Source organism: Rhodococcus sp. NPDC060086, from assembly GCF_042730275.1.
In the GTDB taxonomy this organism is placed as follows: domain Bacteria; phylum Actinomycetota; class Actinomycetes; order Mycobacteriales; family Mycobacteriaceae; genus Rhodococcus.
In genome coordinates, this window is sequence record NZ_JBHWWZ010000019.1 from 36,128 (window position 1) to 60,127 (window position 24,000).

Annotated in this window: 10 protein-coding genes; 6 read left to right on the plus strand and 4 right to left on the minus strand. The window is 65.0% G+C overall.

The annotated features are described in order from the left end of the window. Positions 1-152 precede the first annotated feature (152 nt). A complete protein-coding gene (locus ACFWB0_RS13235; RefSeq protein ID WP_378490899.1) occupies positions 153-626 on the minus strand; it encodes a MarR family winged helix-turn-helix transcriptional regulator in 474 nt (157 codons plus the stop codon). A 76-nt stretch (positions 627-702) separates the two neighbouring features. Here ACFWB0_RS13235 and ACFWB0_RS13240 point away from each other — a divergent pair, with 76 nt between their 5' ends. After that, complete coding sequence (locus ACFWB0_RS13240; protein WP_378490900.1) at positions 703-2,535, plus strand: ABC transporter ATP-binding protein; 1,833 nt, start codon at positions 703-705, stop codon at positions 2,533-2,535. A 95-nt stretch (positions 2,536-2,630) separates the two neighbouring features. On the opposite strand, the gene ACFWB0_RS13245 is transcribed toward ACFWB0_RS13240, so the two are convergent. Continuing rightward, positions 2,631-3,773 carry an isochorismate synthase MenF gene (locus ACFWB0_RS13245; RefSeq protein WP_378490901.1) on the minus strand — a complete coding sequence of 381 codons (1,143 nt, stop codon included), beginning with the start codon at positions 3,771-3,773 and terminating at the stop codon, positions 2,631-2,633. A gap of 248 nt (positions 3,774-4,021) precedes the next feature. Here ACFWB0_RS13245 and ACFWB0_RS13250 point away from each other — a divergent pair, with 248 nt between their 5' ends. Continuing rightward, positions 4,022-5,047 (plus strand): ABC transporter substrate-binding protein, encoded by a 1,026-nt coding sequence (locus tag ACFWB0_RS13250; protein WP_378490902.1) that lies wholly within the window; start codon positions 4,022-4,024, stop codon positions 5,045-5,047. 95 nt (positions 5,048-5,142) lie between these two features. Here ACFWB0_RS13250 and ACFWB0_RS13255 read toward each other — a convergent pair whose 3' ends face one another. Continuing rightward, positions 5,143-5,553: a hypothetical protein gene (locus ACFWB0_RS13255; RefSeq protein ID WP_378490903.1), complete on the minus strand. Its 411-nt coding sequence runs from the start codon at positions 5,551-5,553 to the stop codon at positions 5,143-5,145. Between the two features lie 185 nt (positions 5,554-5,738). Here ACFWB0_RS13255 and ACFWB0_RS13260 point away from each other — a divergent pair, with 185 nt between their 5' ends. Together ACFWB0_RS13260 and ACFWB0_RS13265 are read left to right on the plus strand one after the other, a co-directional pair. Beyond that, on the plus strand, positions 5,739-6,623 hold the full coding sequence (locus ACFWB0_RS13260; RefSeq protein ID WP_378490904.1) for a phosphoribosylaminoimidazolesuccinocarboxamide synthase: 885 nt from the start codon (positions 5,739-5,741) through the stop codon (positions 6,621-6,623). A 5-nt stretch (positions 6,624-6,628) separates the two neighbouring features. Further along, complete coding sequence (locus ACFWB0_RS13265) at positions 6,629-8,755, plus strand: S9 family peptidase (protein ID WP_378490905.1); 2,127 nt, start codon at positions 6,629-6,631, stop codon at positions 8,753-8,755. 130 nt (positions 8,756-8,885) lie between these two features. Here ACFWB0_RS13265 and panD read toward each other — a convergent pair whose 3' ends face one another. Beyond that, complete coding sequence (gene panD, locus ACFWB0_RS13270; RefSeq protein WP_378490906.1) at positions 8,886-9,308, minus strand: aspartate 1-decarboxylase; 423 nt, start codon at positions 9,306-9,308, stop codon at positions 8,886-8,888. A gap of 342 nt (positions 9,309-9,650) precedes the next feature. Between panD and ACFWB0_RS13275 the strand changes: the two genes are divergently transcribed. Together ACFWB0_RS13275 and ACFWB0_RS13280 are read left to right on the plus strand one after the other, a co-directional pair. Beyond that, positions 9,651-16,253: an amino acid adenylation domain-containing protein gene (locus ACFWB0_RS13275; RefSeq protein WP_378490907.1), complete on the plus strand. Its 6,603-nt coding sequence runs from the start codon at positions 9,651-9,653 to the stop codon at positions 16,251-16,253. Continuing rightward, complete coding sequence (locus ACFWB0_RS13280) at positions 16,250-23,998, plus strand: amino acid adenylation domain-containing protein (protein ID WP_378490908.1); 7,749 nt, start codon at positions 16,250-16,252, stop codon at positions 23,996-23,998. Before ACFWB0_RS13275 ends, ACFWB0_RS13280 begins: the two co-directional genes overlap by 4 nt. Positions 23,999-24,000 lie beyond the last annotated feature (2 nt).

A 24,000-nucleotide genomic window follows, 5' to 3' on the forward strand; every position in this document is an offset into this window, starting at 1 on the left:
CGATCGCTTCGGTCCACGAGGGCCGACCGGGTACGACAGGCGTTGCTCGGTCGGCGTCATGGTCGCGAACATCATCGATGCCATCCGGGCGCCGGGTGAATTCATGATGAGTGGACCGGCGTGGCGGGCGCCGTCACCTCGCGTGGAGCCCGTCAATCTGCAGCGGCGTGTTCTGCCGATCTTTGCTGCGTCTCGATATCGCCGGTGAGTTTGAGGAGCAGGCGGGCGAGCTCGGCGCGTTCGGCAGCGTCGAGTCGGGCGAAGACCTCGGCCGCGTCGGCGTCGCGCGCGGCATCGAGCTCGGTCAGCAGGCGCCGCCCGTCGGATGTGAGCTGTACGCACACCGCGCGCCGGTCGGCGGGGTCGGGAAGTCGCTCGGTCAGGCCACGGGACTCGAGCCGGTCGACGACCTCCGTGACAGACCGCGGCACGATGTGCAGCGACTTCGCGACGATCCCCAGCCGGACCGGCTCGTCTGCGTTGCCGATCACCCGCAGTGCCCGGTGTTCGTGCGGGGTCAGCTCCCACGGCCGGAGTTTCTCGTGCCAGCGTTTCCGCAGCGTACGGGTGGTGGCCATGAGAAGGTCACGGAGTGTGGCGGGGGAGACCGACATGACGTTCACCATACCTCAGTTGACTGTTACCTCTTAATGAGGCAACCTCACTAAGTACGAACGAATCATGAATCGAGGTGGTGCGCACATGATGCAGCCCCCACCAGGCCAGGGCGGCGGCAGAGGCCGCGGAGCCAAGGTCGACCCCAAAGACATCGAACAGCTGAAGGAATCACCCGTCAGCCTGCGGCGCATCGGCGCCCTGTTCGCCCCCTACCGCTGGCAGATCTCCGTCGTCGTTGCGCTCATCGTCGCATCGTCCGTCATCTCGCTCGCGAGCCCCTTCCTCGTCCGCGCCGCCATCGACGACGCGATCCCGGACCAGAACGTGAGCCTGCTGCTGTGGGTGGTGGGCGGCATGCTCGCCGTCACCGTTGTCAGCTCCCTGCTCGGCGTCGTTCAGACGTGGATTTCCACGACCGTCGGGCAGCGGATCATGCACGATCTGCGCACTCGCGTGTTCTCGCACCTGCAACGGCAGTCGTTGAGCTTCTTCACCCGCACCCGCGGCGGTGAGATCCAGTCGCGGCTGACCAACGACATCGGTGGAATGCAGTCGGTGGTGACCTCCACGGCGACGTCCATCGCCTCCAACGTCACCACCGTGGTCGGTACCGCCGTCGCGATGACGATCCTCAGCTGGCGATTGGCGCTGCTGTCGCTGATCGTGCTGCCGCCTGCCATCTGGCTCACCCGCCGTGTCGCGATGATGCGCCGCGTGATCACCGCTCGCCAGCAGCGCCGCATGGCCGACATGCAGACGCAGATCGAAGAGGGGCTGTCCGTCAGCGGTGTCCTGCTCGTCAAGACACTCGGCACCGGGCCCGCGCTGTCAGGTAAGTTCGCGCAGACCTCCGACGAACTCGCCGATCTCGAACTGCATGCGCAGCTGTCCGGACGCTGGCGCATGGCCACCATGAACATCGTCTTCTCCGCGATCCCCGCGGTGCTCTATCTCGTCGCAGGCCTGCCCGCTACGTCCGGCGGCATGACGATCGGCACCCTCGTCGCCTTCACCGGTCTGCAGGCGACCCTGTTCCGGCCGCTGATGAGCCTGCTCGACGTCGGAATCACCGTCACCAGTTCACTCGCGCTGTTCAGCCGGATCTTCGAATACCTGGACCTCACCGTCGAGATCGACGACCCGGAGAAACCGGTCCACGTCGACCGCGAACGGGTCGCGGGTGCAGTGCGATTCGAGAACGTCGACTTCCGGTACGACGGCGCGCACCGCCTCGCACTCGACGACATCACCCTCGACGTGCCTGCAGGTGCTCAGGTTGCCCTCGTCGGCGAGACCGGTTCGGGCAAAACCACACTCGGCGGCCTCGTCGCGCGGTTGTACGACCCGACATCGGGGCGCGTCACGATCGACGGTGTGGACCTGCGCGACATGGCGCTCGCCGATGTTGCCGCGCTGGTCGGTGTGGTCTCGCAGGAGACCTATCTCCTCCACGCGACCGTGCGTGAGAACCTGCGCTACGCGAAGTCCGACGCGACCGATGCGGAGATCGAGGACGCCGCCCGCGCCGCGCGCATCCACGACCTGATCGTGTCGCTGCCGGAGGGTTACGACACCGTCGTCGGAGCCCGCGGTCACCGTTTCTCCGGTGGTGAGAAGCAGCGGCTCGCCATTGCGCGGACGTTGCTGCGCGACCCACGGATCCTGGTGCTCGACGAGGCCACCAGCGCGCTCGACAACGAAACGGAACGTCTGGTGCAGCAGGCGATCGACACCGCGCGACACGGCCGCACGACGATCACCATCGCGCACCGCCTCTCGACGGTCCGCGACGCCGACGAGATCGTCGTACTCGATCACGGCAGTATCGTCGAACGCGGTAGCCACGACACGCTGGTCGCGCTCGGCGGCCGGTACGCGGCACTCGCTGCCCGAGTCGAGCAGCCGGTCGCCGTGTGAGCTGAACTCTCGCGCGGATTTTCGCTTCCCGCTGCCACGATCGTGGATGTGGGAAGCAAGAATCCGCGCGGATACCTCAGCGGTGGATCACAATCTCATCGCTGGACCCCGAAGGCCTCGAGAACGGTACCGAACTTCACTGTGGTCTCGGCCAATTCGTCGGCGGGATCGGAATCTGCGACGATGCCTCCGCCCGCATGTGCAGTCAGTGTCGTGCCGTCGGGTTCGAGGACCGCGCAACGGATGGTGACCATCCATTCGCCGTCGCCGTTCTCGTCGCACCAGCCGAGTGCGCCGGCGTAGAAGCCGCGGTCACCTTCGAGTTCGTGGATCAGGTCGCGGGCCGACTCGGTGGGGGTTCCGCAGATCGCGGGTGTCGGATGGACGGCGAGCGCCAGGTCGAGGGCGGTCACCGACGTGTCGCGGAGTCTGCCCGACACGGGAGTGCCGAGATGCCACAATTGCCGAGTGCTCGTGAGGGAAGGGTGATTCGGAATGTGCAGTTCCGAGCACAGCGGCTCGAGCGATGCCCGCAGGGAATCGATCACGTGGGCGTGTTCACCCAGGTTCTTGGCGGATGCGCGAAGTTCCTCGGCGGTGGCGCGGTCGAGTTCGGGGTCCGAACTCCGGGGTGCGGAACCGGCGAGGGGGTGCGCGGTGACGAGGTCGCCACGGCGGCGGATGAGCACCTCGGGACTTGCCCCCACCAGGTGACGTCCGGACCACTGCGCGCCTGCCGCACTGAGATCGACGGAGAAACCGTTGCCGACGGTGTCGTGGGACACCAGAGCGACAAGAAGTGTTTCGGGATCGATGCGGCTCTCGGCCTCGAGAGTGAGGGCTCGGGCGAGGACGACTTTCTCCAGCGTGTTGTCGTCGGCACGGAGCAGACCCAGCGCCGTGGTCACGCGGTCGACGTGTTCGGCCTCGGCGGGCATGACTCCGGAGATCCGGATCGTCGGTAGCGCAGGCGTTTCTGTCGTGAATGTGGTGGCGGTGTGGTCGAGAACCTCGGGCGCGGTGAGCGCTGCCGGGTGGTCGGGGGCGAAGGGAAGAGCTCCGACCACCGCGCGGATTCGTCCGGTGCGGAGTGCGGAGGCGGCGTCGGCGGCAGAGTCGAAGCGGGCGTGAACACCGTGGGCGAGCACGGTGCCGTGAGGGCGGGACAGCACGAAGGGGGGCGGTGTGGTCCGTCCGGCCCGGTCGGTTGCGGCGGCGACGGCGACCGGTGCTTGCATGCTCACACCTTTCGGTTGCGGCTGATCGGCCGCGGCGGCTGCGCGCGACCGGTCACGAAACTATACGGTTAGCCTTACCTTTGCTATCGCTACGAATCGTGTTGCGCGACGAGAAGGGTCGGTTCGCCGAAATTCCGGGTGAAATCGGATGAACGGGGCGCTTGGCTTGGTCCGTTCTTTTGGTTAGCCTAACCAATCGTGACCCGGGGCAACGCGCTGCCGGCGACGAGACATGTGGGAGACACACGATGCGGGTTCTGAAACGGAGCCGGGTGCGCAGCGCCGCAGTGCTCGGCGCGGCGGCCTTGTTGACGGTCGGGTTGGTGGGATGTTCGAGCGACAATGGAGGCTCCGAAGAAACGGATGCCGCTGCTTCGACGGAGACTCGCACCTTCGAGGCTCAGAACGGTTCCATCGAGATCCCGGCAGATCCGCAGCGCATCGTCGCCTGCGGCTACGCGGTGCTTCCTCTGATCCAGGCAGACGCCAACCTCGCTGCAGTGTGCGAGTGGACGCGAGAGACCGAGAACATGGACGAGGAGACCCTCGCCGCATACGAGGAGCTGCCGAAGGTCGCTCCCGACATGTCGGTCGCCGACCTCAACTACGAGGCCATCACCATGGCTGAGCCCGACCTCATCATCATGGGTGTTCCCGCGATGGTCCAGGAGCAGCTCGACATGGCCACGCTGGAAACGCTTGCGCCGGTGGTGTTCCTCGGTCCCAGTATCCCGGGTCAATGGCGTGAACTCGGCGAGCAGTTCGCCGATGCTGCGAACGTGAGCGACGCCTACGGCGAGTTCAAGGACGAGTACGACGCGCGCGCTGCGGAACTCGCCGACAAGTACGCCGGTACCCTCGGCGGCCTGAAGTTTGCCGGTGTGTGCAGCGAGTGTGGCACGAACCCCGGTGAATACATGCGCGAGTACAAGTCGTCCTACACCTCGAATCTTTTCGACGACCTCGGCTTCGACTTCCCCGGCGAGCCGGCCGACCCCGCGATCACCCACGGCGAGTACCTCTCGTTCGAGAAGCTGCCGGAGAACCTCGGTGACGCCGACGTGATCGTCTACGGTATCGAAGCGGACGGCTCCGTCACTCCGGCACTGCAGGAACTGTTCGACTCACCGCTGTGGAAGGAACTGCCCGCAGTCAAGGCCGGTAACCTCGTCGCCGTCAAGCATGCCAATGCTGCAACCTACGAAACAGCGCTTCTCGCACTCGATTCCATCGACGCAGCACTCGAGAAGCTGCCCGCCAACCAGTCGCAGTAAAACTGCCTCGCAGCGGGTGCGAACCTGCGGCACCGCACGCCCGAACGGCCCTCGCTCCTGGGGGCCGTTTGCGTGCCCGAATCAATGTTCGCGGATCAGGGACGCAGAGCGTTCTTGGTGGTGCGTGCCCACGACTCGATCGCCGAGTAGCTGTCGCCGACACCCTGTGTGTAGGCCACGAGAGCTCCGTACAGGTGTGCGCCCTCCGCGGCCAGCTCGATCGTGCCGACCCAGTGGGATGCGCGCGCCATCACGGCCGCGGAGATGTCGAGGCGATCGCGTGTCTCCCTCGAGACCGTGGCGAACGACTCGTCCGCGATCTGGAACGTCTCTTTGACGCCGCGCCAGTAATACTCCGCGTCCATTGCAGCGCGCAGTGATTCGTAGTCGGTCGTGTCCTGCATCGCCGTGGCATTCCGGAGCTCGTTCGACGCCTGGCCGGACGAGCCGAGGGGGATGTACGTGATGTCGTCGGTGGATCTGTTATCGCCGCGTCTGGTCCTCACCGAAGAGATGGTGCCCCATCATGCGGCAGAACGAAACAATCGGTTTCGTTCCGATCGCGATACGATCACGGCAGGGCCTCAGCGTGCACTGCCGCTCCCATGGACGGGGGGTGACGCCTGCCCCGTCGATGGGATATCCGCCACGGAGTGCGGTATGCGTCGGTGTCGACCACTAGGGTGTCACCGTGCGTCCTTCACTCGATTCCTACTCACATCTCGCAGGCGGCAAGGTCCGCGACCTCTACATCGTCGACGACGAGCATCTGCTGCTCGTGGCCAGCGATCGGATCTCGGCCTACGACCATGTCCTGGAGACCCCGATCCCCGACAAGGGGCGCGTGCTCACCGCGATGAGTGTGTTCTTCTTCGACCACCTCGACGCGAACAACCACCTGGCGGGTGAGCCCGATGACGAGCGGATTCCCGCCGAGGTCCTCGGTCGCGCATTGATCGTCAAGCGACTCGAGATGGTGCCGGTGGAGTGCGTCGCCCGCGGCTATCTCACCGGGTCCGGTCTCGCCGATTACCAGGCCACCGGCTCGGTGTGCGGCGTGGGCCTGCCCGAGGGGCTGGTGGAGGCCTCCCGGCTTCCCGAGCCGATCTTCACGCCCGCGACGAAAGCCGACCTCGGTGATCACGACGAGAACATCAGCTTCGAGCAGGTCGCCGAGAAGATCGGGCTGAATCTGGCGATGCAGCTGCGCCAGGACACCCTCGACATCTACGACCGCGCATCGATCTTCGCCTATGAGCGGGGCATCATGCTCGCCGACACCAAACTCGAGTTCGGTCTCGACAAGGCGGGCAATCTCGTGCTGGCCGACGAGGTGCTCACCCCCGATTCGTCACGATACTGGGATCTGGCCGAGTATGCGGAAGGCAAGGTGCAGCCGAGCTTCGACAAGCAGATCGTCCGCAACTGGCTCACCAGCGACGAATCCGGATGGGACCGCGCCTCCGACACGCAGCCCCCTGCGTTGCCCCAGCACATCGTCGACAAGACCCGTGCGCGGTATATCGAGGCCTACGAGCGCATTTCCGGACTGTCCTTCGACGATTGGATCGGCTGACCACGATGACCTCCCCGACCCCGCCCGTTGCCGCGAAGGTTCCGCACGAGCGCATTCACCACGGTCACACGTTCGTCGACGACTACGAGTGGCTGCGCGACAAGGACAACCCGGAGGTGATCGCGTACCTCGAAGCCGAGAACGCGTTCACCGAAGCGCAGACCGCGCATCTCGCGCCGGTGCGGGAGTCGATCTTCGAGGAAATCAAATCGCGGACGCAGGAGACCGACATGTCGGTCCCCGCTCGCATGGGCGAGTGGTGGTACTACGCCCGCACAGTCGAGGGCAAGCAGTACGGAATCCAGTGCCGATGCCCGATCACCGACCCCGACGATTGGACCCCGCCGGAGGTCACGGCGGGCACCGAACTGCCCGGCGAGCAGGTGCTGCTCGACGGCAACGTCGAGTCCGAGGGGCACGATTTCTTCTCCGTCGGCGCGTTCTCGCTCAGCCACGACGGCACGCTGCTCGCGTACTCCACCGACGTGGTGGGCGACGAGCGGTACACGCTGAAGTTCAAGGACCTCACCACCGGTGAACTCCTGGCCGACGAGATCCCGGGCACCGCACCCGGCGCCACGTGGGCGCTCGACCACAGTCACGTCTTCTATCAGACGGTCGACGAGTCCTGGCGCCCCGACACCGTGTGGCGGCACCGGCTCGGCACCGCCGTGGACGACGATGTGAAGGTCTTCCACGAGCCCGATGAGCGGTACTGGGTGTCGATCGGTGCCACGCGCAGCGAGAAGTACCTGATGATCTGGGTTGGATCGAAGATCACCGCCGAGGGCTGGGTTCTCGAATCCGACAATCCCACCGGCGAGTTCCGCGTCCTGTTGCCTCGGCGTGAGGGCGTCGAGTACGGCGCCGAGCACGCCGTCGTGGGAGGCCAGGACCGGTTCCTGGTGTTGCACAACGATGTCGACCCGAACACGGGGGAGAAGGCCGAGAACTTCGTCCTGGCGGAAGCTCCCGTCGACGATCCGTCGGCGCTGCGTACCCTCATCGAGCACCGCAAGGACGTCCGGCTCGAGGATGTCGAGGCGTTCGAAGGCCACCTCGTGGTGAGCTACCGACGTGAAGCGCTCACCCGGGTTGCGGTGTGGCCGCTCACCACCGATGGCTACGGCGACCTCCACGAACTCGAATTCGACGAAGAGCTGTTCGCCGTCGGCCCGGGCGGGAACCCCGAGTGGAAGCAGCCTGTGCTTCGGCTCGGCTTCACGTCGTTCATCACTCCTACCCGGGTCTACGAGTACGTCGTGGGCACCGGAGAGCTGCTGCTGCGCAAGTCTCAGCCGGTGCTCGGCGACTTCGATCCGTCGCACTACGAGCAGCGTCGTGAGTGGGCGACGGCCGACGACGGCACGAAGATCCCGATCTCGATCGTCGCGAAGAAGGGCACTTCTGCGAACGCCCCGACCCTGCTGTACGGGTACGGCTCGTACGAGGCGAGCATCGACCCCGGTTTCTCGGTCGCGCGCCTGTCGCTGCTCGACCGCGGCATGGTCTTCGCGGTCGCGCACGTACGCGGCGGCGGTGAGATGGGCCGGCACTGGTACGAGCACGGCAAGTCGCTCACGAAGAAGAACACCTTCACCGATTTCGTTGCGTGCGCACGGCATCTCGTCGACACCGGTGTCACGAGCCCCGACCGGCTCGTCGCCGATGGTGGTAGCGCGGGCGGACTGCTCATGGGAGCGGTCGCGAACATCGCACCCGAGCTTTTCGAGGGCATCCTCGCCAATGTGCCCTTCGTGGACCCGCTCACCTCGATCCTCGATCCGTCGCTCCCGCTGACGGTGATCGAGTGGGACGAGTGGGGCAACCCGCTCGAAAGCCCGGAGGTGTACGAGTACATGCGCTCGTACAGCCCGTACGAGAACATCGAGGCGAAGGATTACCCGGCGATCCTCGCGATCACGAGTATCAACGATACCCGCGTGCTGTACGTCGAACCCGCCAAGTGGGTCGCGAAGCTGCGCGCGACGAAGACGGGCGATTCGCCGTTGTTGCTCAAGACCGAGATGAGCGCAGGCCACGGCGGCGTGTCGGGCCGGTACGAGAAGTGGCGCGAGGTCGCGTTCGAGTTCGCGTGGGTGCTGGAGACTTCCGGCGCTCACCGCCCTTAGACGTCGGCGCTCGATCGTCGCCAGGTAGCACCATGTGCCAGTGTGGCCCCGAGGGGACCTGCACCGGCGACTCGAATCGGCTGTTCGGCCGTTCCGACTCGCCGGTGCGATCCGTCCACGGCTACTGACGTCAGTGTGCGGTGAGGTGGCGAGAAGAGATCTGCTCGGTGGATCCCGGAACCGGTTCGGCAGGGTCGCTACCAAGTGAAATGATCTTGTTGTCGGAGTCGACGTGTACAACCTTCGGTTCGTGCACGAGGAGTTCGGTTTCGTCGAGCTGAAGGTACGACATGATGATGACCAGGTCGTCAGGGTTGACGAGGTGCGCTGCAGCGCCGTTGATGCAGATGACACCGGAGTCGGCATCGCCGGTGATGACGTAGGTCTCGATGCGTGCGCCGTTGGTGATGTCGACGATCTGTACCTTTTCACCTTCCACGAGGTCGGCGGCACGCATGAGGGTTGCGTCGATCGTGACAGATCCGACGTAGTGCAGATCGGCTTGGGTGACCCGGGCTCGATGGATCTTGCCGTTGACCAGTGTGCGGAACATGTTCACTCCGTTTCGGTGGGGTTGATCGTGCGGGTCCGAGCTCTGTGATCAGGGCTGGACTCAGAGGTAGTGCCGAACTCGAATTCAAATCGGATCCGGTTGCAGCGGAAAGCATATCGATCGACCGGATTCCGTTCCTCCGTGTCGAATCCGGGTGATATCGCCCCATGCTCGTATGCGGAGCGACAGTGTCGTCGAGATCACGACGATAGGTTAGCCTAACCGAGGCTCGGAGTAGGGGTTCTGGGGCGGGCATGAACCGAGATCATAGGGTAGCTTCACCTAAGTTCTTGACCATCGGGTGGCGAGGGAGTTGGGTCGGTGCATCGGCAGGCGACAGGTGTGGGTGATGTTCGGGCGGTCGTTGCGAGCGTGATCGGCGTGGAGCAAGAGACGATCGGGTATCGCGCCAACCTTTTCGAGTTGGGACTCGAGTCGCTGGTCCTGATGCGGCTGGTGGGGCGTTGGCGTCGGGACGGGTTGGATGTCACCTTCGCCGACCTGGCCGAGGAGCCGACGATCGAGCGCTGGTCAGCGGTTCTCACTGCTGCAGGTGGATCAGCGACGCCCGCGGTCACCCGAAATCTCCGAGTGTCCAGTGCTGACAAGTTCGGCCTCGCGGTTCTGCAGCATGCCTACTGGGTGGGGCGCGGCGTCGACCAGGTCCTCGGAGGGGTTGCGCCGCACTTGTACACCGAATTCGACGGTCCCGGAATTGATCCGGACCGCTTTCGGGCCGCGCTGAGGGCTGTCGCGGAGCGTCACGGAATGATGCGTGCCAGGATTACCGACAATGGTCAGCAGGAGATCTTGCCGACTACGCATGACCGGCCCGTGAAAGTGATGGACCTCACAGAATCGGATGCCGCTGCGGTCGAGACGTATCTCGATGCCGCACGACACCGTCTCTCGCACCAGAAGCTCGACATCGAAGCGGGTGAGGTCTTTTCGGCGGAGCTCACGCTCTTGCCCGACGGGCGCTCTCGTCTGCACCTGGACGTCGACATGATTGCCGCGGATGCTGTCAGCTACCGCATCATTCTCGATGACATCGCACGGGCATACAGCGGAGAGAATCTGTCTCCCATCGGGTACAGCTACGGGCAGTACCTGTCGGATCGGCCCGAGGCGCGGCGGGAGTCCAGGGCAACGGCGGAGCTCTACTGGAAAGATCGTCTCGAGGACCTGCCTGGTGCCCCCTCCCTGCCACTTGTCGACGGAGACAGTGGCGACGCGGCGGCCACTCGGCTCGCGTTCCATCTCGATGCCGCCGGATACGATCGACTGCGTTCGGCCGCACGCGCATTCGGAGTGACACCTGCCGCGGCCGTGGCCACGGCGTTTGCCGAGGTAGTCGGTGCATGGTCACGCGAATCCCGGTTCTTGCTGAATGTCCCCATGTTCGACCGGATCGAGACGCATCCGGACGTCGCTCGATTGGTCGGCGACTTCTCCAGTTCTGTGATGCTCGAGGTCGACCTCGAAGACGACCTGTCGTTCGTGGAGAGGGTGAGGGCACTTCAGGCGACATTGCATGCGCGCGCGTCCCACGCGGAGTACTCCGGGGTCGAGGTCCTGCGTGATCTGGGTCGTCTACGTGGTGAGCAGGTGCTTGCGCCGGTGGTCTTCACGAGCGCACTGAGTCTGGGCGAACTGTTCCACGAACGCGTGCGTGAAGTGTTCGGCGATCCTGCATGGATCATTTCTCAAGGGCCGCAGGTGGTTCTGGATGCACAGATCACCGAACTCGACGGCGGTGTCCTCGTCAACTGGGACATCCGCGAGAACGAGTTCCTTCCCGGCGTTCCCGCTTCGATGTTCGCGGCGTTCGAGCGCCTGGTCTCGTCGGTGGTCGATGGAGGACCGGACTTCTGGAACTCCGGTATCCCCGCCCTGCTCCCCGCGATGCAGAGTGATGCTCGTGAGTCCGTACCGGTCGGTGATGCACAGCTCGAGTGGCCTCAGCCGTCTGATTCACCCGTGCTCCTGCACGCCGGGTTCTTCGAACGAGCCGCAGCCACACCGGCTGACATCGCGCTGACCTGGGCCTCGGGGAGCACGCTCACCTACGGTGCGCTCGCCGACAAGGCGTTGCGGGTCAGCGCTGCGCTCCGCGCCGGCGGTGTTGCTGTGGGCGACGCTGTCGGAATCACACTGCCCAAAGGGCACGAGCAGGTGATCGCGGTCCTCGGTGTCCTCGCCGCCGGTGGGGTCTACGTACCGATCGGAGTGGACCAGCCACAGTCACGCGCGGACCTCATCGCCGAGGCGGCGAAGTTCCGCACCGTGATCGGGCGAGATCTGCCGATGGCAGACGCGCTCGCGTACGAACCGCTGGCGCGACCGCATCTCGGATCGGATTCCGATACCGCGTACATGATCTTCACGTCGGGTTCGACGGGGAGACCCAAGGGGGTCGTCGTTCCTCACCTCGCGGCGATGAACACGATCAGCGACATCATCGGCCGATATGAACTCGACGAGTCGTACCGACCGTTGTGCCTGTCCGAACTGGACTTCGACCTGTGCACATTCGACCTGTTCTCATGCTTGACGGTCGGCGGCACCGCAGTGCTGATCGAAGAGCACGAGCGTCGGGATCCGCAGCGATGGGCTCGGATGATCGTCGATCATCGAGTCAGTGTCATCAGCTGTGTCCCACCGCTCCTCGACATGATCCTGTCCACCGGACTCGACCTCGGCGATTCGCTGAAGCTGGTGATGCTCGGTGGGGACAAGGTGACGGTCGACCTGTTCCAGCGTCTGCGGGCGGCAGTGCCCGGATGCCGGTTCGCCGGGCTCGGCGGAGCAACCGAGACGGCGATCCACAACAGCATCTGCGAGGTGCACACCGTAAACCCCCGCTGGCGGACGGTCCCGTTCGGTACACCGCTGCGGAACATGGTGTTCCGAGTGGTCGACCGGCACGGCCGGGACGTTCCGCAGTGGGTGGGCGGTGAACTGTGGGTGTCCGGAACAGGCCTGGCGACCGGATACCTCAACGATCCGGACCGTACCGCGAAACGATTCGTCCAGGCGCGAGGGCGTCGCTGGTACCGCACCGGAGATGTGGTCCGTTATGTCGAGAACGACATGGTCGAGTTCCTCGGACGCGTGGACAGCCAGGTGAAGATCAACGGTTTCCGGATCGAACTGGGTGAGATCGAGGCGATCCTGAACCAGGATCCGGACATCATCTCGGCCGCAGCGGCTCTCGATACCGCCGGAGTGCCGACCCTGGTTGCGGCCGCAGTCCTGGCCGACAATGTCGACGCATCGGTCGAGACCGTGGTCCGACGACTGGAAAGTCGCCTCCCGGTCCATATGATTCCGGATCGGATGGTTGTCACCGACGCGTTGCCCGTGACGATCAACGGCAAGATCGACCGCGATGCAATCGTGGCCGGTGCACGCGAATTGTCGGATTCACAGCGCTACAGTGCTCATATCTCGCCCCGGACCCCGCTGGAGGCGACCATCGCGGATGTGTGGAAGACCGTGCTCGGCGCCGACCGAGTCGGGGTGACCGACACTCTGTTCGCCCTCGGTGGAGACTCCGTGCTTGCCACCACGATCGTGGCGCGATTGCGGGAGTGCCTGAACACCGACGCTGTGACGGTGCGGATGGTATTCGCCGCACCCACTGTGGGCGGACTCGCCGCGCGCATCGAAGCGTTGGGAGAAACGCAGGCAAGATCGTCGACAACCTCCTCGCACGCACCCCTGATCACGCTCACCGACGCCGAACATGAGGCACTCTCCGCGCGCTTCCGCGGTATCGAGGATGTGTGGCCGCTGGCGCCGTTGCAACGCGGACTGCTCTACCAGGTCCGTCTCGATCCAGCTGCGACGCTGCTCTACACAGTGCAGAACGTCGCCGCACTCGACCGGTATCTGGATGAGGAACGGTTGCGCGAGGCCGTCGCCACCGTGGTCGCGGAAAACCCCACATTGCGTGCGGTATTCACATTCACCGACACCGGCGAACCCGTACAGGCCATCCTGCGGTCGGTCGAGGTACCGGTGCGAGTGGTCGACCTGTCCGAGCATCCGGATGCGGAGCAGCAGATGATGCTCGAACTCGCAGCCGACCGCGCGGCAGGTTACGACATCGAGAAGCCGCCCCTGTTCCGGGTAGTGGTCCTGAATCTACCCGGGAACGAAGCTCGGATGGTGGTCAACTACTGGTTCGGTGCATTCGACGGTACGTCGTCGTGGCTGCTGGCCGACCGCATACTCGACCTGTACGACGACACCGGAGCACCTGCTCCTACGGCGAGCTACCGAGATCACCTTGCCTGGCTGGCGCAACGCGACCAGCAGGAGTCCGCCACCGTGTGGCGGGATCTGTTTGCGGACTTCGATTCTCCGACCCTTCTCACCGAACGAGAGGATGACCAGGAGAGGTCGCCGATGCCGCAGCGTCTCGAGCGGCCGTTGTCCGGCACGACGTCTTCGCGTCTCGTCGATATTGCCCGCGAAGCTCAGGTCACGCCGTTCGCGTTGCTCGCAGCCACGTGGGGCGCAGTGTTGACGAGCGTCACCGGACGACAGGATGTCGTGTTCGGAACCGCGTTGTCCGGTCGCCCCATCGACGTTGCAGGTAGCGACCGGACCATCGGTGCGTTCATCGACACGGTGCCGGTCCGCGCATCGGCCCGAGGATCCGACACGGTGACGACACTCGCCGCGCGGATCCAGGACCAGCGACTCGATCTGATGCCCCACGATCACATCGGTCTCGGTGCGATACAGAAGTCCGTCGGCCTCGGCGCACTGTTCGACACCCTGCTCGTACTGCGCAACGCTGCGGTGCCCGACTCGGGGGCGGTGCCGAGGATGCAACATGTGTCGACCGTCGATGGTTCCGAGTTCCCGATCTCGGTCGCGATCGACCCTGGTGATCGCCTGAATCTGAGTATCACCTACCTGCCTAGTTCGGTCGACGAGTCCCGAGCACGCGATCTCCTGGGCAGGTTCTACGACGCTCTCGAGACGATCGCCTCGGACTCCGCTCGTCCGCTCGCCAGGTGGGCGAACGATGCTGTACCGAATCTTGCGGAGCTCACCGGGACACCGGATGTCACGATTGCCGAGATGCTCTCGGACCGAGCACGGGAGATACCGGATGCGACCGCGGTCGTGCTGGGTGCTGAGTCACTGACATTCGGGGAACTCGATTCGCGCATCGACATGTTCGCCTCGGCGCTTGTACGCCGTGGGGTCGGGCCCGAGCGCATCGTCGCGCTGGCGCTGCCGCGCACGGTCGAGATGGTGGTGGCGTTGTTCGCGGTGTTGCGAGCCGGGGCAGCGTATCTGCCGCTCGAACTCGATCACCCCACGGACCGGCTCAATGTGATGCTTGCGGATGCCGGTCCCGACATCCTGGTGACGAATTCCATTGTCGCCCAGCGCCCGTTCGTCACCGATGCAGAAGTGTTGATCGTCGACGACCCCGACACGGTGACCGAACTCCGTTCCGGCCGGCGATTCACGACAGCCGGCTCGCGATCGTTCGCGCCGGGTGTTCCGGGTCGCCTGAACCACCCGGCGTACGTCATCTACACGTCAGGCTCGACGGGGACACCGAAGGGTGTGGTGACGCCCTATCTGGGGCTGACCAATATGCTGCTCAACCACCGCAGCAAGATCTTCGGTCCGACGATCGCCGCTGCCGGCGACAGGGTTCTCCGTATTGCGCACACGGTCTCGTTCTCCTTCGATATGTCGTGGGAAGAACTGCTGTGGCTGGTGGAAGGTCACGAGGTGCACATCTGCGACGAAGAACTCCGTCGCGATGCGCCGGGACTGGCCGCGTACTGCGCTGAGCACGCGATCGACGTTGTCAATGTCACGCCGACGTACGCTCAATTGCTGCTCGACCAGGGCATTCTCGACGGTGAGTCCCGCATGCCACTCGTGCTTCTCGGCGGCGAGGCGGTCCCGGACACACTGTGGTCCCGGCTGCGCGCCGAACCTGACGTCGAGGGTTACAACCTCTACGGACCCACTGAGTACACGATCAATGCTCTCGGTGGTGGCACCTGCGACAGTGCGACAGCAACGATCGGCTCACCGGTATCCGAGACACGCGCGCACGTCCTCGACGGGTGGTTGCGTCCCGTGCCGACCGGCACGATCGGGGAGCTGTATCTCGCCGGATCCGGACTTGCCAGAGGCTATCTCGGACGATCGGGGCTGACTGCCGGGCACTTCGTGGCCGACCCGTGGACGTCCGGTGGCCGGATGTATCGGACGGGCGACCTCGTGAAAGTGCGTCCTGACGGTGTGTTCGATTACTGCGGGCGAGCCGATGAGCAGGTGAAGATCCGCGGCTATCGCGTCGAACTCGGCGAAGTGGAGGCGGAGGTCACGGCATGCCCCGGAGTTGCGGCCGCAGTGGTCCGCGCAGTCACCCCACCGGGAACGAACAGTCGTCAGCTCGCCGCGTACGTGGTCTCGCCAGGCATCGATGGGGAGGATCTGTTCACTTCGATCCGTGACCATCTCGCGACGCGCCTGCCGGACTACATGGTGCCGACCCGCTTCATCCTCATCGACCGCATCCCGATGACGGTCAACGGCAAGCTCGACACACGAGCGCTGCCGATACCCGATTCCGGAGCTGCGGGCTATCAGGCGCCTCGTACCCCGGTCGAGATCGTGTTGTGCGAGATCGTCACTCGTATCCTCGGCGTCGAACGAGTGGGTATCGACGACGACTTCTTCGGGCTGGGTGGCGACAGCATTTCATCGCTTGCGGTGGCTTCGGCCGCGAAGGCCGCGGGGATCGGGCTCACACCGCGGTCGATCATGCGGAAGCGAACGGTGCGGCTGTTCGGTAGCGGGGCCGGCTTCGATGACGCTCCGCAGACCGAGCTCGTTCCCGCGACCGTGACGGATCTCAGCTCGGATGAACTCGACGAGTTCGAGAGCAGCCTGTGAACACCACATCGGGACAGTCCAAGATCCTCGAGGTCATTCCGACCACGGCGCTTCAGACCGGGATGTACCTGCAGTCCTCCTTGGTGTCGCCGGCGCAGGACCCGTATCTTTCGCAGACCGTCGTGACGTTCCGGGCGCCGATCGACGTCCCGGTTCTCACGTCGAGTGTCACTGCGATCCTCGACCGCTATCCACACCTGAAAGCTGTGCTCCGGCAACGGGCGAACGGCTCGCTCGTGTGGGTTGTGCCCCGCGCAACGGAACCGGAGATCGAGTTCGCCGATTCCGGCGCCGACGCGGAGGAGATCCGGATGCGCGACCGTGCCGCCGGATTCGAACTGTTGCGCCGCCCGCTGATCCGGTTCACGATCGTCGGTCGACGGTTGTCGGTCACGTACCACCACAGCTTGATGGACGGCTGGTCGGAAGCAGTGTTCGTGCGTGAACTCGTGCAGATCTACGACGCCGGGGGTACCACTGGCGGTCTTCCACCCGCAGCCTCGTTCGGCAACTACCTCGGTTGGGTGGCTGCGCAAGATGTCGAGGCCGCGCGTGCGCAGTGGGCCGCCCATCTCGAGGGCCTCGCCGCGCCGACGCTGGTAGCGTCCGGGCCCAGTGAAAGTGGCGGTGCCCCGATCCGTCTCGATGCCGAGATCCCGGACGATCTGAGTGACCGGGTCATGCGGTGCGCGAAGGGCGCCGGGGTGACCGTCAACGTCGTCGTTCAACTCGCCTGGGCGCTCGTCCTGTCGGGTATGACATCACAGCGTGATGTCGTATTCGGGATGGCGGCGTCCGTCCGGCCGTACGATCTCCCCGGCGCCGAGTCGATGGTCGGTCTACTTCTCAATACCGTTCCGGTGCGGGTGACAACCGACCCCACGGTCACCGTTCACGGCCTGCTCGAGCAGATCCAGTCCAGTCATCTCGACCTCGAGGAACATCGACATCTGGGAATGGCCGAGATCTCGCGGACCACGCCGTATCGGACGCTGTTCGATACTGCGGTCGTCTACCAGAACTATCCCAGCGCTGTCCCTGACGGCGACGCGAGCGTCGACGAGGTTACGGTGCTCGGCGCACCGATGAGCTTTCCCCTTGCGCTGGTTGCGGGACCGGATCCTCGGTTGTGGGCATTCGTCGTGTATCGGCCTGGAGCAATCGGCACCCAGGTCGCAGCCGGCGCCGTCGCGCGATTCGTCGAACTTCTCGATGCCTTGACCCTCGACCCGGATGCACCGGTGGCGCGGGTGCTCACGTTCTCCGAGTCGACCGGTGACCGTCTCGGTGCGGGACCCGACATGATCGTCAGTTCCCTCGAACGTCAACTCGCCGGTCGGTTCACCGAGTCCGCCGACGAGCCTGCGATCGTGTGCGGATCCGACACTGTCACCTACGCCGAGCTCGCGAGTCGCGTCGCGGGCCTGGCCGCACATCTGCGACGAGTCGGTGCAGGTCCTGAAATGCGTGTGGCTGTGGCAGTTCCGCGTGGAGTGGACATGGTTGTCGCACTGCTCGCGGTGCTCGACGTCGGCGCAACGGTGGTGCCGATCGATATCCGATACCCCCGCGACCGCATTTCTTTCCTACTGTCCGATTCGGATCCACAGGGGGTGATCGTGCACCCGGAGACTGCCGCGGTGCTGGACCGACTCGCACCCGGAGCTGCACGCATCACCGTTACGGAAGTCGAAAACAATTGCCAGGAACAGCCGTTCATGACTGCTCGGCACGGCACCCTCACGGCCTACCTCATCTACACCTCGGGGTCGACGGGAACGCCGAAGGGGGTCCTGGGTACCCGTGACGGGTTGGCGAACCGGTTGCACTGGGCTGTGAGTCGATGGGGCGATCCCCGCGTGAGGATTGCGAAGAGCTCGCTCAGCTTCATCGACGGGACCACCGAACTGCTGACCGGGCTGCTGGCCGGTCAACAAGTGATCGTTGCCGGCGACGACGAGTTCACCGACGCGCATGCTCTCGCCCGCCTGACCGCCACTCATCGTGCCGACCAGATCACCGCAGTCGGATCACTCGCGGCCGCACTGTGCGACGTGGCCGCGAGTGACGTATCCGCGGTGGCACACTGGATTGTCAGCGGCGAGTTGCTGACCAGCAGCATCGTGGAGTCGATTGCGCAGGCCTGCCCCGCTGCCCGCCTGACCAACTCGTACGGATCGTCGGAGGTGGTCGGTGACGTCGCTACGTACGATGTCGCCGACCGCGCCGACAGTCCGGTTCCGGCGAGCGTCGTCGGCCGGGCGGTCCCCAACAGTTCTCTGCGGATTCTCGACGAGTTCCTCGTTCCCGTTGCACCGGGCGTAGTCGGGGAGGTCTACGTCGCCGGAGTTCAATTGGCTCGCGGATATCACGGTGCGTCGTCCGCGACGGCCGCACGATTCGTGGCCGATCCGGAAAACTCCGGCGGTGAACGGATGTATCGAACCGGTGACCGCGGCCGCCAGGTGGACGGCGGTCTTCTCGACGTGATCGGACGTACCGACCGGCAGGTCAAGATCCGTGGATTTCGCATCGAACTCGCCGAGGTCGAGGCGGCCGTTGCGGCGACCGGACTCGTGGACGATGTGGCTGTGATCGCTGTGCCGGACGATGCCGGACGCACACGGCTGACCGGGTTCGTGGTACCGCTCGCCGACTACAGCGGAGACTCGATCGGGGTCGAGATCGCTTCCCGGCTGACCCGGCAGTTGCCCGACTACATGATCCCGGCCGCCTGGTCGGCGCTTCCCGTTCTCCCTGTGACGCCGAACGGCAAGTTGGATCGACTCGCTCTCGGCCGGATCACAATCCCGGTGAACATGTCGAGAGGCGTCGCGCCGCGGACCGAGACCGAACGTGTCGTGGCGTCGGTGATGGCCGACCTCGCGGGAGTCGACCCCGCTGACGTCGCCGTCGACGACGATTTCTTCGCACTCGGTGGGGACAGCATCGCGGCGATCTCGTTCGTGCACCTCGCGGCTCGACAGGGCGTCGTGTTCACCACCGTGGACGTCTTCGCCGCACGCACCGTCGAGGCCATCGCAGCGCGGGCCGACGCTGCTGCGGATGACTCTGCGGCGGACGGTGCCGTCGTTCCGGTGGACCGTGGTGTAGCTCCACTCATGGACGTCGACGAGACCGAGCGTCGGGAGCTGAGTGCCGTGGATATCGATGTGGACGACGTTCGTCCGGCGACCTCGCTCCAGCAGGGCATCGTGTTCCAGTCCGTGACTGCGGCCGTGGGCACCGACGAGATCTATGTCATCACCACGAATTTCGAGGTGACGGGCGAGCTCGACGACTCTCGATTCGAAGCAGCGTTGCGCGGGCTGCTCGCCCGGCATCCGAGCTTGACGTCGAGGTTCGTGACGCTGCAGTCGGGCCGTACGGTTGCTGTGCTGCAGCACCATCGGGACATCGAGGTTCGGCGAGTGTTCGTCGACTCTCTCGATGGACCCCATGCCCGTGCATTGGCCGCCGAGGACCGACGCACCTTCGATGTCGGAAATTCCCTCTTGATCCGGGCGACCGTACTCGACGAATCGCCGACTCGGCATCGAGTGATCCTCACCCTGCACCACCTACTGGTGGACGGTTGGTCGATGGGTATCGTCGGCACGGAGCTCTTCCGCTTGTATCGGGGTGAAACACTCGGGCCGCCTGCCTCGTTCGACAACTATCTGCGGTGGTTGTCCAGTCACGACAGCGTCCGGTCCGAGACGGTGTGGAGGACGGTGCTCGGAGCCCGGTCCACAGCACAGAACCGACCCGTGCGACCATGCCTGGTTTCCGATTCGTCGGGTCGAACATCACGTGTCGATGCCGAGGAGATCGTCGTGCACCTCACCGCGGCGGGAACTGATGCGTTGAAGGGCGCCGCAGCCGAATTCGGCGCGACTCTGAGCGAAGTGGTGCACGCCGCGTGGGCGGTGGTGCTGGCCGGAGTGACCGGACAGAGTGACGTGGTGTTCGGGTCCACGGTGTCCGGGCGCCCATCCGGTCTGGACCGCTCGGCCGATATGGTCGGACTTTTCGTCAACACGATCCCTGTGCGCGTCGACGTCCCCCCGCATGCGACGGTCGCCGAGGTTCTGGGCCTACTCCGTCAACAGACCGTGGACGTTCTCGACTACCATCACGTGGGCCTCGCCGACGTCCAGCGGATTGCCGGTGTCGGCCAATTGTTCGACACCCTCGTGGTGTTCGAGAACTTTGCTCCTGCGGATACATCCGGCATCAACTCCGCGGACTTCTCGGTCCATGTCGGTGACTTCCACACGATGACGCACTACCCGATCGCCGTGACGGTCTTTCCAGGTGATCGGCTCCGGATCGTCGTCGAGTACCGACCGGATCTGATCGATGCCGGGAGCGCCGAGACGATGAGCGCGTCTCTGCACGCGATCCTCGGTTCGATCGGTACGCCTGGTTCAGGCCGTGTGGCAGGGCTGTCCTTGGTGGATGGCGCTGCACGGCAGCGCATCCTGACAGAGTTCGTCGGTGAGGAATCGCAGTGTCCCGGTGGGACCCTGGTAGAGGTCCTGGACGCGCAGTGCGCGAACACCCCTGATGCAGTTGCGGTCACAGGGCCCGACACCACACTGACCTTTGCGGAACTCAGTGCCCGGGCCAACCGCATTGCCCGCGCGTTGATTCGATCGGGCGTGGGTGCGGAAGACGTGGTCATCGTTCCCGCGACACGTTCGGCGTGCACCCTCGCGTCGATCGTCGCTGTGATGAGATCCGGTGCCGCGTACCTACCTATCGAGCCTGATGCGCCCGCCGAGCGGACCCAGCGCATCGTCGACAATGCTCGGCCGGTGGCGATCGTGGCCGGGCCGGCGGATCGGACGGTGGACAACCCCCTGTTCAACGGCGCGGTGGAACTCGGGCAGTGCCGGATCATCGATTCCTCTACGTTGGCCGATTCCGATGACGATCGTCGAGGTATCACCGATGACGAACGTCGTGATCGCGTGCACCCGGATGCGCCGGTATATCTGATCTACACGTCGGGAACGACCGGTGTACCGAAGGGCGTGGTTGTCACTCATCGGGGGCTGGCGAATCTGTATTACGGGCATCGCGCTCGCGTGCACGACCCGGCAGTGGCCCGAGCAGGCCGCGCACAACTCGACGTCGGGCATGCATGGTCGTTGGCGTTCGACGCATCGTGGCAACCGCAGTTGTGGATGTTCGGTGGTCACGCGGTACACGTCTTCGATCGTGAGTGCGTCAGTGACCCGAACACGCTGCTCAGCGAGCTGCGACGGGTCTCGGCGGACTTCGTCGAGGTGGTGCCCTCGCTTCTCGAACACCTGATCCGCGCCGGGCTCGGTAGCGAGATCGGCACACTCGGCGTTGGTGGCGAAGCGGTGTCGCGTGAGCTCTGGGACCATGTGAGATCACTGAATTCGGTGGTGTTGCACAACTTCTACGGTCCCACCGAAGCCACTGTCGACGCGGTCCACGTCTCGACAGAGGAAACGAGCGAGCCCCACATCGGTCGGCCTGTGGCGGGACTGCGAGCGTATGTCCTCGACGATGCACTGCGCCCGGTCCCCATCGGGGTGGTGGGCGAGCTGTACATCGGCGGGTCGGGTGTGGCACGTGGCTACCGCGGTGCACCCGCACTGACGGCTCGGCACTTTCTTGCGGACTCGTTTGCTGCCGACGGCACTCGCATGTACCGCACCGGTGACCTGGTGTCGTGGACGCAGGAGGGGCTCCTCGACTACCGGGGCCGAGCGGACCATCAGGTCAAGATCCGCGGGCACCGCGTGGAGCTGGGCGAGCTCGAGCACTGTGTGCGCACGCTCGACGGAGTGGTCGATGCACGCGTAGTTGCAGGTCGTGGGCCGACGGGCGCGGATCGTTTGTGCGCACATGTCATTCCTGAGCCGGGGCGCACACTCGATATTGCGGACCTGCGTTCGGGTATAGCAGAGCGATTGCCTGTCTACATGGTCCCTACCGCATACTCGATTCTCGACCGCTTCCCGCTCCTGTCCAATGGCAAGCTCGACCTCGCCGCGCTCCCGGAGGGCCAGGCTCCCTTCCTGGCGCCGAGTCCACCGGGAAATGATCTCGAACGCCGTCTGTGCGCCGAGATCGCGGATCTCCTCCACGTCTCCGACATCGGAACGGACGACGATTTCTTCGATCTCGGAGGCGACAGCATCATGTCGATGGAGCTGGCCGCGCGACTTCGTTCGAAGGGTATCGATGTATCTCCTCGCGATGTCCTGACCCGGCGCACCGTCCGCGCACTCGCGGCCGAGGTGGCCGATCCCACCGATGGCCCGATCGAATCGCCTCATTCGGCGGTTTCTCCGTTCGGAGAGGTCCCTCCCACACCGATCGTGACGTGGCTCGCGGAGCTCGACGGTGCGATCGAACAGATTTCGCAGGCTGTGCTGTTGCGTGTTCCCGCGGATCTGACCGAGGGTGCGATCGCCTCGATGGTCGATGCAGCGGCACGTCGCCATCCGGTACTTCGGGCGCGATTCGACGCGACCCGGCTGATCGTGCCGGAACCGGCCGACATCCCCTGCGAGTGGATCTCGACGCAGGACATCGCAGGTCTCTCGGACGATGCTGTCCGGAAGGTTGTGCATACCGTGTCCCGGGCCGCGAAGGCGCGTTTGAGCCCCGCCGACGGCCGCATGATGGATCTGGTCTGGTTCCGCAGAGGGTACGGCGAACCGGGCGAACTGTTGATTACGCTGCATCACCTCGTAGTGGATGGTGTGTCGTGGCGCGTGCTGTTGCCGGACCTCGTTTCGGATCGCGCGGACCACTCGTCGGACGCCGTTGCGCCGGAATCCAATTCGTTCAGGCGATGGGCGCACGCAGTGTACGAGCACGCGCACTCGGACGCGATCCTGGCGGACCTGGACCACTGGGTGTCGGTCGCCGCGCCTGGCGCGCAGATTCCTATGATCCGTGCGCTCGATCCTGCGATCGATGTCGGTGCCACCATGGATCGGTCCTCGTTCACTCTGTCCGAGAGTGAGACGGCGGCTCTGCTCGCCGGCGCGACCATGGTCGGTGGATCCATCGACGACATTCTGCTGGGCACGTTCACTGTCGCCCTCGCCTCCTGGGTGGGTGCAGGTTCCGCAGGTGACGAGCTGGAGTTCGTCCTGGACGTGGAAGGACATGGCCGCGATGAGGTCGGCACCAGCGGTGTCGACGGGGTAGGTGTCGTGGGCTGGCTGACCGACGTGCACCCGATCCGGGTCGCGACCAGGGCCGCACAGTTCGACGCTGTGGTGTCGGGCTCGGTGGATGCGGTCCGCGATCTGGTCGCGGGAGCCCGGCGCAGCAGGTCCGCGGTACCGGGCGACGGGGCGTCGTACGGGTCGTTGCGTTACCTGAATCCTCGTGGACGCGAAGTGCTCGGAGGGTTGGGTTCTGCTTCGGTCGAATTCAACTACCTCGGACGGTTCGATCTGGGCGGTGACGACAATGACGGCGGCCGATTCGGTGCGAGCCCGTTCCGGGACAGTATGGACGACGGACTCGGTGCAACGGTGCCGTGTGCGTATCCGCTGGTGGTCGACAGTTTCGTGCACGATCATCGGCCCGTTACCGGCGACCCGGTCTCCGTTCTGGGCGTGACGGTCTCGTGGCCGCGGGGGGTCGTGTCGGAGGTGTCGGGGTTGACGGATGCGTGGGTGACCGCACTGCAGTCGGTAGCTGCGATTGTGAAGGGGGCTCGGGTTTCCCAGGCCTCCAAGTGAGG

Bases quoted from the DNA above. Each gene is read 5' to 3' on its own strand.
- ACFWB0_RS13235 (WP_378490899.1), bottom strand. From the start codon at position 626: ATGGTGAACGTCATGTCGGTCTCCCCCGCCACACTCCGTGACCTTCTC.
- ACFWB0_RS13240 (WP_378490900.1), top strand. From the start codon at position 703: ATGATGCAGCCCCCACCAGGCCAGGGCGGCGGCAGAGGCCGCGGAGCC.
- ACFWB0_RS13245 (WP_378490901.1), bottom strand. From the start codon at position 3,773: ATGCAAGCACCGGTCGCCGTCGCCGCCGCAACCGACCGGGCCGGACGG.
- ACFWB0_RS13250 (WP_378490902.1), top strand. From the start codon at position 4,022: ATGCGGGTTCTGAAACGGAGCCGGGTGCGCAGCGCCGCAGTGCTCGGC.
- panD (WP_378490906.1), bottom strand. From the start codon at position 9,308: ATGTTCCGCACACTGGTCAACGGCAAGATCCATCGAGCCCGGGTCACC.
- ACFWB0_RS13265 (WP_378490905.1), top strand. From the start codon at position 6,629: ATGACCTCCCCGACCCCGCCCGTTGCCGCGAAGGTTCCGCACGAGCGC.